Raw genomic sequence first — 14,990 nt, forward strand, 5'->3', positions numbered from 1 at the left:
AAGGAGCTCCCAATGGTTTCTCAAAAGGAAAATAAGACCTCATCTGTGCAGCAATTAATTGCAAATTCGCGCAATCATAAAACTAAGAAAATAGTGGAAAAAGCAATGCCAGCTCTATTATTTTCTGCAGCAATTATCTCTATTTTAACGACATTTGGCATTGTTTTCACCCTTATTTTTGAAACGTTTGAATTCTTCAAACGTGTGTCGATAACGGATTTCCTTTTTGGGACGAAGTGGTTACCGTTTTCGGGGAATGAACCGTTATTTGGAATTTTGCCGTTAATCGCTGGTACATTAAAAGTGACACTTATTGCAGTTGTAGTAGCCGTGCCATTTGGAATTGCTTCAGCTATCTATTTAAGTGAATATGCAAGTGAAAAAACAAGACGTATTGTGAAACCTATTTTAGAGGTTTTAGCAGGTGTACCGACTATCGTTTACGGATTCTTTGCTTTAACGTTTGTCACACCTTTATTACAAGAAATTGTACCTGGACTTAAATTATTTAATGCACTTAGCCCAGGGATTGTTGTAGGTATTATGATTTTACCAATGATTACATCTCTATCTGAGGATGCCATGTCTTCAGTACCAAATAGTATGCGCGAAGGGGCTCTAGCTCTAGGTGCAACAAAATTTGAGGTAGCCATTAAAGTAGTTCTGCCTGCTGCCCTATCTGGCATTATCGCCTCTATAGTATTAGCTATTTCCCGGGCAATTGGAGAAACGATGATTGTGTCGCTTGCAGGTGGATCAACACCGAAATTTGATCTCAATGTGACGGATTCTATCCAAACAATGACAGCATACATTGTACAAGTTTCAACTGGTGATGCAGGTTATGGAACTACTATTTACTACTCCATCTATTCTGTTGGATTTACACTATTTATCTTTACGCTAGTAATGAATTTACTGGCTCACTATATTTCGAAACGCTTCAGGGAGGTTTACTAGATGCGCTATATGGATGACACAGTCGTCATGAAACGAATGACAAAGCGTATTACATTCAATAAAGTTTGGAAAACCTTATTTTTCTTAGCTACTACGTTTGCGCTTGTTACCTTAGCTATTTTGCTTTACCGCATAGTGACACAAGGAATTGACTATTTAAATATTGATTTCTTAACGAATTTTGCATCACGTTTTGCAGATAAAGCAGGTGTCAAAGCTGCCCTAATTGGTTCACTTTGGTTAATGGCAGTTGTAGCGCCAGTATCCATTATTTTAGGTGTAGGTACGGCAATATATTTAGAGGAGTACGCAAAGAAAAATAGAATCAACGACTTTATTCGTATGAATATCTCAAATCTAGCGGGTGTACCTTCCATCGTTTTTGGATTACTAGGTTTAACTATTTTTGTACGCATGATGGGTTTAGGAAAAAGCGTTTTAGCTGCTGGCTTAACAATGAGTTTATTAATTCTACCTGTCATTATTGTAGCGGCACAAGAGGCCATTCGTGCTGTACCCAACGAGCAACGAGAAGCTTCATATGGGATGGGCGCAACAAAATGGCAAACGATTTTACGAGTGGTACTTCCAGCCGCTATTCCCGGTATTTTGACAGGAAGTATTTTGGCTATGTCCCGTGCCATTGGGGAGACAGCGCCACTTGTTGTCATCGGAATTCCAGTCATTCTACAATTTTTGCCGAATGGTTTACTAAGCCAATTCACAGCCCTACCGATGCAAATCTATGATTGGGCAAAACGTCCGCAAGAAGCATTTCAGTATGTGGCCGCAGCTGGTATTTTAGTGCTTATGACTGTTCTTCTATTGATGAACTCTATTGCCATCTTTATTCGAAATAAATTCCAAAAACGTTATTAATGAGGTGACCTTATGGTACTAGATTTAAAAGAGGAAAAAACAATTGTCAAATTGAATCAAGCGACGACGAAATCTTCCGCTGATATAGCGAAAAATATTGTTTATGATACACGTAACTTGAATTTATGGTACGGTGATCATCAAGGCCTAAAGGATATTAATTTAAGTATTTATGAAAATGAAGTGACGGCAATTATCGGTCCTTCTGGCTGTGGTAAATCTACGTATTTAAAAACATTAAACAGAATGGTAGAGCTTGTTCCTAGCGTTCGTACATCTGGTGAAATTTTATACCGTGAGCGTAATATTTTAAATAAAAACTATACGGTAGAGGAATTAAGAACACGCGTAGGAATGGTGTTCCAAAAGCCAAACCCGTTCCCAAAATCTATTTATGATAATATCGCGTATGGACCAAGAATTCATGGCATTAAAAATAAAAAGATTTTAGATGAAATCGTTGAGAAGTCTCTAAGAGGAGCAGCTATTTGGGATGAGGTCAAAGATCGTTTAAATCAAAATGCCTATGGATTATCTGGTGGTCAGCAGCAGCGTATTTGTATTGCAAGATGCTTAGCGATTGAACCGGATGTCATTTTAATGGATGAGCCAACATCTGCATTAGACCCAATTTCTACATTAAAAGTGGAAGAGCTTGTGCAAGAGTTGAAAAAAGACTATTCCATTATCATTGTGACGCATAATATGCAGCAAGCTGCACGTATCTCTGATCGAACAGCGTTCTTCCTGAGTGGAGAAGTGGTAGAATACGATAAAACAGATATCATCTTCCAAACACCATCCGATCAACGTACGGAAGATTATATCTCAGGACGTTTCGGCTAAGGAGGAGCAATCAATGGTAGTACGTGAGCGTTTTGAACAGGAGTTAAAAGAAGTTCAGGGGCAATTTATTGCACTTGCCAATAGCAGCATTTTTGCATTAAAAACAGCTTTTGAGGCATTAGTCGAACAGGATTTAGAAAAAGCATTGAAAATACTTGAGGACGATTTAATCATAAATCGGCTAGAAGAAGAAATAAATGATCATGTGATTCTTATGATTGCTAAGCAACAACCTGTAGCTACTGATTTACGTCGTCTCATGGTCCTTGTGAAAGCAGCAGCAGATATGGAAAGAGTGGGCGATTATGCTGTGAATATCGCTAAAGAAGCAATTCGAATTGGAAAAGAACCGATTGTGTTCCCTATGACAAATCTACAAACAATGTGCAATAAAACTGTAGAAATGCTAGAGAGCATTATGAAGGCCTTTACAGAGGAAGATACCGTTCGTGCTAAAGAAATCGCTGAATTAGATGATTATGTGGATGATTTATACGGAGCTACGGTTACACTTTTGCTGCGTGCAGGCGTGGAAGACCCCGCACATATTTCTCAAATTACCCATCTAACATTTATTTGCCGATATTTAGAGCGCTCTGCAGATCATGCTACTAATATTGCGGAGCATCTTTTTTACTTAGTGAAAGGCAAGCATTATGAATTAAATAATTAAAGAAGAAGAGCTATTTGCTAGCTCTTCTTTTCATTTGAAAAAAATAATGAGAAGCAGCAACATTGTGTTTTTATGTGGCGTCTATATAGCGAGCGTTTTGTATTGTCAAAAAAATTTTTTGGTTATACTATAGACAATATCCAAAAAAACGTGGTGCTTAGGAGGTGCTGCTTCGTGAAAGACGCGATAGAATTACTCATAGAAAAGTTTAATCAAGATATGTCACTAGAACAACGTAATTATTTACGTTTTCTCTATGAAAACTTACATCTTGAGGAATTAAGCAGCAGGGAACAACATTATTTTATTGACTATTTTTTAAAGAGTGAACCATTACGAAAAATGGCAGCATTTGCATTAGAATTAGCAGACATTCTGCATGAGGTTCGTGAAAATATTCCCGCTATCGAAAAGGCTGAGAGACTGGCTAATGGCAAGGAGCAGCGTTTGTATTACGAACGGAAATGGTCAGAGCTAAGACGTCAAAAGCTCAAACAGCAAACAACAAAAAATGGCAATGTGTTTTATATACCCTTTCACGACTACAAACAGGATCCTGGGCCCATAATTATTTGTTTAGAGCAGACGACAGGGATGGAAGCTTATTCAGAGCTATGTAAAAGCATGATTTTACCGTTATTTATGAATGCCCATCGCGAAAATCGCGATTTATATATCATCCCATATGACCGGCAAATCAATGTTCACTATCGCTTTGAAAATGGTCATTTAAATTTAGCTGATTTTAAGAGCTTTATTGAATATAAAGCTAAAGGAGAAGCTGAGCTTTTGCCTGTTCTACAGTTTGTCAGATCAATATTGCATGAAAATCAACTAGTCACCGAAGCAGAAGTCATTATATTTACAGAGGGCACTCCTATAGATGGACAGCATCTCGTCAGTAAGCAAGCCAAAGTGATGCTGGAGGAAATGAAACGAAAATACCTTGCTGAATTTTCGGTCATTGCAATGCATGAAGATAATTTTAATGAACAACAATTTTGGTTTGCCAATAAGGCTTTCTTTGCGGATGATGCCATACAATAACAGAAAGGGGCTAACCTTTACGGAAGGTCAGCTCCTTTTTATTGGAGATACATAGGTACTAAAAGGAGATATACATGGATTCATTACATTGGATTATACCTAAATTTACAGTCCCAACTTGGATGGATGTCTTAGTAGCGATTATTATTTGTATAGTTGGTTGGCTGATTCAACGATTTATCATAAAAAAGATCATTAATCGCCTGGTCATCTTTTTAAGAAATCGCCACCGAAATTTCCAAGCCAATGTGCTTGCACAATTTAGTAAAGCCATTGGCTATGCATTTATGACAGCAGTCATTGTGCTTAGCTTATCTTATTTAATAGAAGTTCCTTTATTTACGCATAAATCAACGAAAAATTTTGTATTGTCTATTATGGTGTTTTTTGCTTTTAAGGGCGTATATGACGTTTTAAATTTCTATACAAAGCAGCCACTTCAATTAACTAGCGAAGAGGACCAAAATGTACTATTACCTTTTTTCCTACGAATTGGTAAAGTACTCATTATGATTTTTGCCATGTTTACCATCGCATCATTTTGGAACTTTAATCTGAATGGCTTTTTAACAGGGATTGGTTTAACGGGAGTAGCGATTGCTTTTGGAATTCGAGATACGTTAGCCCATGTGTTTGGTGGTATGTCCGTGGCACTTGATAATCCATTTCAAATTGGCGATTGGATTGCGACCGAAGATCAAAAAATCGAAGGGACGATTGAAGATATTAATCTTCGCAGTACCTTAATTCAAACAGGAGACAAAGGCCTTGTCTATGTGCCAAACTCTTATTTGGTTAATCGTCCCATTTACAACTTATCGAGACGAGAGAAGCGTAAATGTGAGCAATATTTATATGTAGCTGCTACAAATGAAGAAGACACAATACGCAGTGCCTTAACAGCTATTCATAAGGAAATTTATTTACATGCTAACACAGAGAAAGACATGATCCATGTTTATATTGATGAATTTCATTATGACAGGTATCGTGTGCTTATTCGCTTCTTCGTTGCTACGAACGATACAGCAGTCATGCTAGAGGTACGCCAGGAAATTTTCTTTGCCATTCGCCAAATTGTAGAGGAGCTATCAATTACTTTAGCAGCCCCAGAGGACGATGAAGGACCGAGAAAGAAAAAATAAATTGAATTGTAAGATAGTTTGCATTACAATATAACCTAGTAATCAGCGTTGATGAAGAGTAGTAGCTATTAGTATTTGTCATAGAGAGCTAGTGGTTGGTGGAAACTAGTACAAATAAATAGTGAATGGACTTCGGAGCTCTAATTCTGAACTACTAGTATGGATTAGCGTATGCCTACGTTATAAGGCTTAGAGAGGGTCTTTTTATTGACCAATGAAGGTGGCACCACGGCTTTTCCGTCCTTTTGTGATGGAAAGGCCTTTTTATATGGATTTTGGTGTAGAAGAGCAGAGCTTAGAGAAGGAGAGAAGAGAATGACAGTTGAGATGAGAAAGTATGCCATGAAAGTATTACAGGGTAATATGATGACCCCTATCTCTGTCTATCAATCATTGAAGGGGCAGCATAAAATGCTGTTCGAATCGTCAGCCAAGCATGAGGAAAGTGGACGTTACTCCTTTATTGCAGTTGATCCAGTGGCTGAATTAAAAGGAAATAATGAGGGGTATACCTTTATTAAAGGACTGGAAAAGGAAAAATCGAATGGGAATGTACTCGATTATTTAAAGCGAGTGATGCCGTTCCATGAAGAAACGTATCCATTCCATTTTTTTGGAGGCGCTATCGGTTTCTTTGGATATGAAACAGCTTTTTATACAGAAAAAATCGGTGAATATTTACAGGATGAATTAGCCATGCCTGATGTCCATGTTTTTTTCTATGACACATTTATTGTTTTTGATCATATGACACAGAAAATTACATTGGCTTCAATAGATTTATTTAGAGAAGGGCGTTCCTTCGAAGAGATGAAAGCATCTATTTCAAAGATGGAGCAGCAGCTATACAAGGGGACAGCTTTTGCTGCCCTCAAAGTAGATAGTCTTGATTTTAAGCCAATGATTTCGAAGGAGCAATTTGTCGCTTTAGTGGAGCGTGCGAAGCAACATATTTTGAAAGGGGATATTTTCCAAATAGTGCTATCCCAACGGTTCTCAGCCTCGTTTACAGGCTCACCTTTTGCGCTATACCGACAATTACGGACCTCCAATCCCTCTCCATATATGTTCTACATGGATTATGGGTCCTATATTATTTTAGGAACATCTCCAGAAAGCCTTGTAAAAGTTAAAAATCGGCAGGTGACGACAAATCCAATCGCTGGTACCAAGCCGCGTGGTGTGACAAAGGAGCAGGATGAAGCCATTGCCAATGCGCTATTGGAGGATGAAAAAGAAGTGGCAGAACATCGTATGCTCGTGGATTTAGGTCGCAATGATCTTGGTCGCATTGCAAAGGTGGGGTCTGTAAGGCTGATGAAATTCATGCATATTGAACGCTATAAATATGTCATGCATATTGTATCTGAGGTATTAGCAGACCTACGTGACGACCTCCAAGTTTTGGATGTCCTTCGTGCTTGTTTACCTGCGGGCACAGTGTCAGGAGCACCAAAGATTCGTGCGATGCAGCTTATAAATGAATTAGAGCCTGTAAAGCGTGGCGTCTATGCAGGAGCTGTTGGGTATATATCTACGACAGGTGATATGGATTTAGCCCTTGCTATTCGTACCATGATTATTAAAGATGGGAAAGCTCATGTACAGGCAGGTGCAGGTATTGTTCACGACTCTGTTCCATTATCTGAATATGAGGAAACGCTGAATAAAGCTCGAGCACTATTGGAGGTAAAAAAATGATTTTATTAATTGATAATTATGATTCCTTTACCTACAATCTATTTCAACAAATAAGCATGCTTGGGAAAAACGTTAAAGTTGTGAGGAATGATGCTATTACAATAGAAGAAATTCAAAAAATGTCACCGGAAGCTATTGTTTTATCTCCCGGACCAGGAACACCAGCGGAAGCAGGTATTACAGTTAATGTTATTAAGGAGCTATATCGAAAATTTCCTATATTAGGGATTTGTCTTGGACATCAATCCATTGGGTACGCATTTGGAGCAAACATCGTGCAGGCTCAAACCATCATGCATGGCAAGCTGTCACATCTACAATATGAACAAACGGGTTTGTTTGCACAATTAGATGGAGATATTCAAGTAATGCGCTACCACTCTCTCGTTATTGAAGAACCTTCATTACACAGTGATTTTCACATTATCGCAACAGCAGGTGATGACGAGGAGATTATGGCTATACAACACAAAAAATATCCTCTTTACGGTTTGCAATTTCATCCTGAATCTATCGGTACAAAAGAGGGAAGTAGAATGATGCAAGCCTTCTTTGAAAGTATTGCTTAAATAAAAAAAGCTGTCGCCTCCTAATTTGGATCTAGCGACAGCTTTTCTTTATTGTTTTTTACCTGTAATTAATTTCGCAATTTCCTCTAAAGACATGGAGGAATTGACTTCATAGGATCCAATTTGTAAGCTTCGTGCATATTTTGCGTTTGCGAGTAGTAACTCCATTTCAACGCTATTAGAAATAATACCACCGTCTTCAAGCTTTTGGGCGACAATATATGGTGTAATTCCACTATATATTTGCAATGTCATTGTTGTACCATCCGCATTTGTATCTTCTTTAACAGATGGTTCTGAAGAAACAGCAGTAGTAGTTTCTTCAGTAGTATGTACTTGTTTGACTTGTTTTTTCAGCGTAGCAATTTCTTGATTGGCCTGATGAAGCTTATTTTGTAGCTCTTCAACTTGCTGTTGGTTGGAAGAATCTTTTTCAGGTAGTCCAATGTTCACATCAAATCGACTTGCAAGAGCAAGTAAGGCACCGACTAGAAAAATGGCTAGGCCAAATGAGCGAATGGAAGACGTATTCATACATTAACGCCCCCCATTTGCAATCACTTGACGAACTTGTTCTTCTGTTAAATTTGAGCGGATACTAATATCGCCTACTGAAAGTCCTTGTTTATTCAATTCGAGCACCTGACTTACAATTATTTGATGAATCGGCTTTACTTGTGATGGATTAGGCGCAACTTTTGAAGCTTGTGCCGCTTGTTGGACGGCTTGCATGACTTGTTGTACTTTAGGACTTTGGACGCTAGGATTAGGTTTAGGTGTTGAGTTTGATTTTACTTGAAACTCTGGCTCTAATAGTAGCTCTTCCTCTACAATTTTTAAACGGCGCTTTAAATTATTCGTTTCTTGGAAAATGGAGATAGATAATTCTTCGACATCTTTCTCGACTTTTTTCGAGCTATTTTTGAAAAAGAACGATACTATCATCAAAAGAATCCCAAAAATCATTAGTATAATGGATAAATCCAATAGTTTCACCTCGTTGTAGTATGTAATTATAAGATATTTTACCATATGCAAACTTAATATGAAATGAAGGTAGATTTTTTTTCAGTTTGTGTTATAATAGGTTAGTCGTATAAATCATGCTCAAATTTAAATTCTTGATATAGAGTGGGAGGGTTAATGATGCGCGTAAACATTACTTTAGCTTGCACAGATTGCGGCGAACGTAACTACATTTCTAAAAAGAACAAGCGTAACAATCCAGAGCGTCTTGAACTTAAAAAATATTGCTCTCGCGAGAAGAAATACACTCTTCACCGTGAAACTAAGTAATTGCTCATTAAGCCAAAACCACAAGTGGTTTTGGCTTTCTACATTTTATGAATGATTGAGGTTTTACTATATAGGAGGTAGCCTGCATGGATAAAACAACATTACGAAACAAGGTACGAGAAACACTTGCGATGATAAATGAAGAAGTTTATCGCAGACAATCTAAAGCTGTAGTGCAAAGGGTGCTACAGGAACCATATATAATAGAAGCAAATACGATCGGCATTACCATTTCAAATCAGCCAGAAGTCGACACAATTCTTTTAATTGAAGAACTTTGGCAGCTTGGGAAAAAGGTCGCTGTGCCAAAGTGCCACCCCAAAACAAGAGAAATGACATTTTACGCCATTGAATCGTTTGCTCAGCTTGAAACAGTATATATGCATTTGCGTGAGCCTATTCCCGAACGATGTGAGTTAGTTGACGCAAATGAGATGGATATTATCTTGGTACCAGGAGTTGTTTTTGATCGATTAGGCTATCGAATAGGATATGGCGGTGGTTATTATGATCGCTATGTATTAAACTATAAAAAGGGTAAATTGATGTCATTACTTTTTGACGAGCAGATCGTTAATCGTGTTCCTATGGAAGAACATGATTGCCCTGTAGACATCATAGTGACACCGACAGAACGCATTGACTGTCTAGCACATCGAGGAGCGAGCGAAAATGGATAAAATGTTAGATATTTATGAACTCTTGAAAACCTATGGTACTTATATTTATACAAGGGACCCTATTGGCGATTTGATGTTAATGGAGGATGAAATAAAAGAGCTCTATAAAGCGAATGTACTAGACATAAAAGATTACCAAATGGCATTATTACTAATTCGACAAGAAACGACAAGACTTCGTATGGAAGAGAATAAAAAGTAATGTTTGAAATATAATGTAATGGGGTATTGTAAAATTAATGTAACATGTATGTAATATTCTTAAAAACAGTGGGTTTCCGCTGTTTTTATGTTTTTACGAAACTTTTTACAATGTAAAACGTATATATAGATATCTGGTGCATATACGAGCAAGGAGAGTAAAATTTCTAAAAGATATGTGTTGATTATCTGTAAAAAAAGGATTAAGATATATTTTGTTTCAGTAACAAAATGTAAAAAATTATTATTTTTTTGTAAGGAAGTAGGGAGGATGTTAGGAATGAGATCAATAAAGTGGCCTAAACATTCATTTATGATACTAGCAATTATAGCAACTTGGATCAAAACGGTCATTGTTTACCACACGAGCTTTGAGATGAAAATTGAAAATGCAATGCAACAATTTATTTTGTTTATTAACCCATTAAGTTTCTTGCTATTTACGTATGGTTTAGCACTTTTCTTTAAATCAGCAAAAGCTAGAAATCGTTATTTAATTACAGTCAGCATTATTTTATCAATAGTCCTTTACGGAAATGTAGCGTTCTATCGTTTTTATAATGACTTTATAACACTACCGGTATTATTCCAAACAAGTAACTTTAGTGACTTAGGAACTTCAGTAGCAGCCATTGTAGAGCCTTGGGATGTATTGTATTTTGTTGATGTACTTATTTTAATCTTAGCAAATAAATTTATACCAAAAATGAAAAATTCGTTTAAAGTAAATGTGGAATTCCGTCGTGCATTTTTTGTGCTGGCAATCGCTATGTCATTCTTAAACTTAGGTTTAGCTGAAACAGAGCGTCCACAATTATTAACACGTAGTTTTGACCGCGAATTACTTGTAAAAAATATTGGTACGTACAATTACCATCTGTATGATATTTATATTCAAACAAAATCATCTGCCCAACGTGCGCTAGCGGACGGTAGTGAATTAGTTGAAGTAAACAACTATGTTCGCTCTAATCAGGCAGCAGTTAACCCAGAAATGTTTGGGAAGTATAAAGGTCGCAACTTAATTGTTGTGTCTATGGAGTCTTTACAAAACTTTGTTATTAACAATGATATGAATGGACATGAAGTTACGCCATTCTTAAACTCTTTAACAAAAGATAAAGATACGTATTATTTCAGTAACTTCTACCACCAAACAGGTCTAGGAAAAACATCTGACTCTGAGTTTATTGTAGAAAATTCATTGTTTGGTTTAGGACGTGGAGCAGTATTCTTCACACACGGTGGAAATACGTATAACTCAATGGCAGAGCGCCTTGGGGAAAATGGTTACTTTACTAATGTCATGCACCCTAATAATAAATCATTCTGGAATCGTGACATCATGTATCAATCTTTAAAAATCAATAAGTTCTACGATATAGATTCTTATACGGTAGAAGAAGGGCAAGCTGTGAACTGGGGAATGAAGGATACGCCATTCTTAGAGCAATCTGCAGCGTTAATGAAAGATATGCCGCAACCATTCTACTCAAGACTTATTACGTTAACGAACCACTATCCATTTACATTGGATCCGGAAGATATTATGATTCCTGAGTATGATTCGAACTCAGGGACATTAAATCGCTACTTCCAAACAGTACGCTATATGGATGAAGCTTTAAAAGATTTCTTCCAACAATTGAAAGATCAAGGTGTTTATGATAATTCAATTATTGTCATGTATGGTGACCACTACGGTATTTCAGAAAACCATAATAAAGCAATGGCACAATATTTAGGAAAAGATCAAATTACACCATTTGATAATGCATTACTACAGGAAGTACCTTTATTCATCCATATCCCAGGATCTGACGATGGGAAAGAAATGACTGAAATAGCTGGGCAAATGGATTTACGTCCAACGATTTTACACCTACTAGGCATTGAAACGTCAAAAGATATGCAAATGGGTGCAGATTTATTCTCTCCAGAGCATGAAAACTTCGTAGTGTTCCGTGATGGACGCTTTATCACAGATAAATATGTGTATGCGGGAGAAGCTTGCTATGATAAATCAACTGGCGAAGAAATAGAAGTTGAGCCATGTCAGCCATACGCTGATCGTGCAACAATGGAGCTAGAAAATTCCGACGCCATTATCAATGGAGACCTTCTTCGATTCTATGATGAGAAGACAGGTAATTTAAAACAAGAATCCGTTAAGTAAACAAAGGGAGATCTCGTTATGAGATCTCTCTTTTTACTTTATACAATTGACAAATTTGTTGAAGTGATTATAATTAGTGTAAATATCTGCATAACGAAGATTTGTTTTTCACATTTCGGAGTATAAGAGTCAAAGGCATGGAAAAGAACAAGTAACTTTAATAGAACTGACAGAGAGTAGCCAGTAGCTGAGAGGCGCAAGGGATATTAAAGTGAATACATCTTGGAGCTGCGTACCGAAATTCTAGTAGGCTACGACGGGTTTGCATCCGTAATCATTGCAATAGTATCGCCGCGGCTGTACTAATGGAGGAGTGCTATTTGAGTAGCTCTCGAAAAAAGGTGGTACCACGTTCATTAACGTCCTTAGGATTTAATCCTAAGGGCGTTTTTTGCATCTGGACGTCCTATTACGACATTAGGGCGACAGCAGTCCTTTTAGAAACTCTTATAGATCTTGCAATATTAATTTTTAATATTACAAGGAGATGTTTTGTATGTTTTTAACACCAAAGGAGCAGTTAGCTATTATTAAAAAAGGTGCTAACAAAATTGTTGATGAACTCGAGCTACTACAAAAATTAGAGCGCTCATTTCAAGAGAAAAAACCCTTAACAATTAAGTTAGGGCTCGATCCATCCGCACCAGATATTCATTTGGGCCACGCAGTTGTGTTACGAAAAATAAAACAGCTGCAAGATTTAGGGCATCATGCTGTCATTGTCATTGGCGATTTTACCGGCCGTATTGGTGATCCTACAGGAAAATCTAAGGGACGTGTGGCATTAAGTGATGAATTGGTGGGGGAAAATGCCAAAACATATTGTGAGCAAATTTTTAAAGTGTTAGATGAAGAAAAAACGACTATCCGATTCAATAGTGAATGGTTAGCAAAATTAAATTTTGAAGAAGTTATCCAGCTGGCAGCCACTACCTCTGTTGCCCGTATTTTAGAGCGTGAAGACTTCCAAAAGCGTTACCATCAGCAAATACCAATTGGTATGCATGAATTTTTTTACCCCCTCATGCAGGCGTATGATTCTGTAGAATTAAAAGCTGACATTGAATTAGGGGGAACCGATCAAACGTTCAATATTCTCATGGGACGCACCTTGCAAAGGCATCGTGGGCTAGAAAAACAAATTGCTATTTTTATGCCATTACTTGAAGGGTTAGATGGTGTGGAAAAAATGAGTAAAAGCTTGGGGAATTATATTGGTATCCATGAAGCACCCGAAGTTATGTTTAAAAAAATAATGGAAATACCAGATTCGCTCATTATCAAATATTTTGAATTAGCAACAGATGAGCATCCACTTCAAGTGCAGGCCATTCAAGAAAGACTTCGAATGGGGGAGAACCCTCGTGACTTAAAACTACACTTAGCAGAAATAGTGACAGCCTTGTATCACGGTCACGCTGCTACGATGGATGCAAAATCCTATTTTGAAGCTGCTTTTCAAAAGAAGGTTATTCCAACTAACATTCCTACATTGCTACTTGAAATTGATAAAGAACGAATAGAGGATATCATTCCGCAATTAATTTCTATCCATTTTATTCAGAGCAAAAGTGATTTTTTAAGGCTCATTAAGCAAAATGGGGTTTCCTTGAATGGAGAAAAAATGGCTGCGGACGATCTATCTCGCGTATTAATGAATGAGGATGTCCTACAAATTGGTAAGAAGAGATTTCTAAAATTAAATAAGTAAAATCAGATAATATTCAAGAAAAAAAGAGCAATCTCAAATCGAGACTGCTCTTTTTTCTGTCTAAATTTTAGTGTAATTTTGGTGGGTAACCGCTATGAACGATTGTCATGATGACAAACCATCCAAACACGACAGCACTTAATAAGTTGAAAACAACGCTTAAAAGGTTCTTTTCTTTAATTGCTTGGAATGTACCAACTACAGCTAAAATCGCTACTAGACCAAAAATAACCATTAATAAGTTCATTAAAATAGACACTCCTTTCGACATCAGAAAATGAATGTCGTAAACAATATTCCTCCTTAATTGTAAACGTTCTACCTGTTTTTGTCGAGAACTAATATAGCGCAAACTATGAACATTTATCGTCAAATTGTGGCAAAGCCTGTATAATAGAAAAATGAGGTGATATCTATGATGAACGTACGAAGTTTTTCTCTTGGTCCAGTCCAAACGAATTGCTATATCGTATCGAATAAAGACAAAGAATGTATCGTTTTTGATCCAGGTGAAGAAGCGGAGCGTCTTCTTAAAACAATCCGTAGCAATGGCCTAAAGCCGCTAGCCATTTTCTTAACACATGCACATTTTGACCATATTGGTGCGGTGGATGCGGTTCGGGAAGCATTTAATATACCTGTATGGATTCATGAAAAAGAGGTCAGCTGGCTAGGAGATCCAGAAAAGAACGGCTCTAGTAAATATGCTGCATTACCAGATTATAGGGTAGCTGCACCTGCTCAAGACACTATCATTAAAAAAGAGCAACAATTCGAAATAAGCAATTTTGTTTTTCAAGCAGTATTTACACCAGGACATTCACCTGGTAGCATTTCTTATGTATTTGAAAAAGACGGCTTTGCGATTGTGGGAGACACATTATTTGAACAGGGCGTAGGACGGACGGATTTAATTGGTGGGTCCACCAAAATATTATTAGCATCTATTCATGACAAATTATTAACACTACCTGAGGATACAATCATTTATCCTGGTCATGGGAATTATACAACTGTCAGTGCAGAAATGGAAACTAATCCGTTTTTAAATGGGTTTTAAAATACCAATGCCCATAAAAAAAGCGTATCTCGTAAATGAGATACGC

General features: G+C 37.2%; 17 protein-coding genes and 2 other annotated features. Of the genes, 14 read left to right on the forward strand and 3 right to left on the reverse strand.

Annotation, left to right across the window (positions count from 1 at the left end; all coding sequences use genetic code 11):
• Positions 1–12: 12 nt before the first annotated feature.
• The 8 genes from pstC (at position 13) to ACP3VS_RS14935 (ending at position 7,820) form a co-directional block, all read left to right on the forward strand.
• Complete coding sequence (pstC, locus tag ACP3VS_RS14900; RefSeq protein ID WP_025116033.1) at positions 13–960, forward strand: phosphate ABC transporter permease subunit PstC; 948 nt, start codon at positions 13–15, stop codon at positions 958–960.
• Positions 961–1,839, forward strand: coding sequence for a phosphate ABC transporter permease PstA (gene pstA, locus ACP3VS_RS14905; RefSeq protein ID WP_036216886.1), 879 nt, complete (start codon positions 961–963; stop codon positions 1,837–1,839).
• 12 nt (positions 1,840–1,851) lie between these two features.
• On the forward strand, positions 1,852–2,685 hold the full coding sequence (gene pstB / locus ACP3VS_RS14910; protein ID WP_012295177.1) for a phosphate ABC transporter ATP-binding protein PstB: 834 nt from the start codon (positions 1,852–1,854) through the stop codon (positions 2,683–2,685).
• 13 nt (positions 2,686–2,698) lie between these two features.
• Positions 2,699–3,358, forward strand: a complete 660-nt coding sequence (gene phoU / locus ACP3VS_RS14915; RefSeq protein WP_012295176.1) for a phosphate signaling complex protein PhoU — start codon at positions 2,699–2,701, stop codon at positions 3,356–3,358.
• Positions 3,359–3,532: 174 nt separating this feature from the next.
• Entirely contained in the window at positions 3,533–4,405 is an 873-nt protein-coding gene (locus tag ACP3VS_RS14920; protein WP_325881689.1) for a hypothetical protein, read from the forward strand.
• 74 nt (positions 4,406–4,479) lie between these two features.
• Positions 4,480–5,550: a mechanosensitive ion channel family protein gene (locus ACP3VS_RS14925; RefSeq protein ID WP_031416966.1), complete on the forward strand. Its 1,071-nt coding sequence runs from the start codon at positions 4,480–4,482 to the stop codon at positions 5,548–5,550.
• A 39-nt stretch (positions 5,551–5,589) separates the two neighbouring features.
• Positions 5,590–5,798, forward strand: a binding site (T-box leader).
• Positions 5,799–5,865: 67 nt separating this feature from the next.
• A complete protein-coding gene (gene trpE, locus ACP3VS_RS14930; RefSeq protein ID WP_426389103.1) occupies positions 5,866–7,251 on the forward strand; it encodes an anthranilate synthase component I in 1,386 nt (461 codons plus the stop codon).
• Entirely contained in the window at positions 7,248–7,820 is a 573-nt protein-coding gene (locus ACP3VS_RS14935) for an anthranilate synthase component II (protein WP_012295171.1), read from the forward strand. Before trpE ends, ACP3VS_RS14935 begins: the two co-directional genes overlap by 4 nt.
• 48 nt (positions 7,821–7,868) lie before the next feature.
• On the opposite strand, the gene ACP3VS_RS14940 is transcribed toward ACP3VS_RS14935, so the two are convergent.
• Positions 7,869–8,354, reverse strand: a complete 486-nt coding sequence (locus ACP3VS_RS14940) for a hypothetical protein (RefSeq protein WP_036162126.1) — start codon at positions 8,352–8,354, stop codon at positions 7,869–7,871.
• Between the two features lie 3 nt (positions 8,355–8,357).
• Complete coding sequence (locus ACP3VS_RS14945) at positions 8,358–8,816, reverse strand: hypothetical protein (protein WP_012295169.1); 459 nt, start codon at positions 8,814–8,816, stop codon at positions 8,358–8,360.
• A gap of 150 nt (positions 8,817–8,966) precedes the next feature.
• On the opposite strand from ACP3VS_RS14945, the gene rpmG reads away from it, so the two are divergent.
• From rpmG to tyrS, 5 genes are all read left to right on the forward strand, one after another.
• Positions 8,967–9,116, forward strand: coding sequence for a 50S ribosomal protein L33 (gene rpmG, locus ACP3VS_RS14950; protein WP_008408521.1), 150 nt, complete (start codon positions 8,967–8,969; stop codon positions 9,114–9,116).
• 86 nt (positions 9,117–9,202) lie between these two features.
• Positions 9,203–9,796: a 5-formyltetrahydrofolate cyclo-ligase gene (locus ACP3VS_RS14955; RefSeq protein WP_012295168.1), complete on the forward strand. Its 594-nt coding sequence runs from the start codon at positions 9,203–9,205 to the stop codon at positions 9,794–9,796.
• On the forward strand, positions 9,789–9,998 hold the full coding sequence (locus ACP3VS_RS14960; RefSeq protein WP_036162123.1) for a YqgQ family protein: 210 nt from the start codon (positions 9,789–9,791) through the stop codon (positions 9,996–9,998). The genes ACP3VS_RS14955 and ACP3VS_RS14960 overlap by 8 nt, the downstream gene beginning before the upstream one ends.
• 279 nt (positions 9,999–10,277) lie before the next feature.
• On the forward strand, positions 10,278–12,173 hold the full coding sequence (locus tag ACP3VS_RS14965) for an LTA synthase family protein (RefSeq protein ID WP_036162118.1): 1,896 nt from the start codon (positions 10,278–10,280) through the stop codon (positions 12,171–12,173).
• Positions 12,174–12,302: 129 nt separating this feature from the next.
• Positions 12,303–12,543 (forward strand) — a binding site (T-box leader).
• A gap of 126 nt (positions 12,544–12,669) precedes the next feature.
• A complete protein-coding gene (gene tyrS / locus ACP3VS_RS14970) occupies positions 12,670–13,884 on the forward strand; it encodes a tyrosine--tRNA ligase (RefSeq protein WP_012295165.1) in 1,215 nt (404 codons plus the stop codon).
• A gap of 67 nt (positions 13,885–13,951) precedes the next feature.
• Here tyrS and ACP3VS_RS14975 read toward each other — a convergent pair whose 3' ends face one another.
• Positions 13,952–14,131 (reverse strand): DUF2759 domain-containing protein, encoded by a 180-nt coding sequence (locus ACP3VS_RS14975; RefSeq protein ID WP_031416957.1) that lies wholly within the window; start codon positions 14,129–14,131, stop codon positions 13,952–13,954.
• 168 nt (positions 14,132–14,299) lie between these two features.
• Here ACP3VS_RS14975 and ACP3VS_RS14980 point away from each other — a divergent pair, with 168 nt between their 5' ends.
• Positions 14,300–14,944, forward strand: a complete 645-nt coding sequence (locus ACP3VS_RS14980; RefSeq protein ID WP_012295163.1) for an MBL fold metallo-hydrolase — start codon at positions 14,300–14,302, stop codon at positions 14,942–14,944.
• The last annotated feature ends 46 nt before the right edge of the window (positions 14,945–14,990 follow it).

The sequence above is a fragment of the Lysinibacillus sp. VIII_CA genome, assembly GCF_049943995.1.
Taxonomy (GTDB): Bacteria; Bacillota; Bacilli; order Bacillales_A; family Planococcaceae; genus Lysinibacillus; species Lysinibacillus pinottii.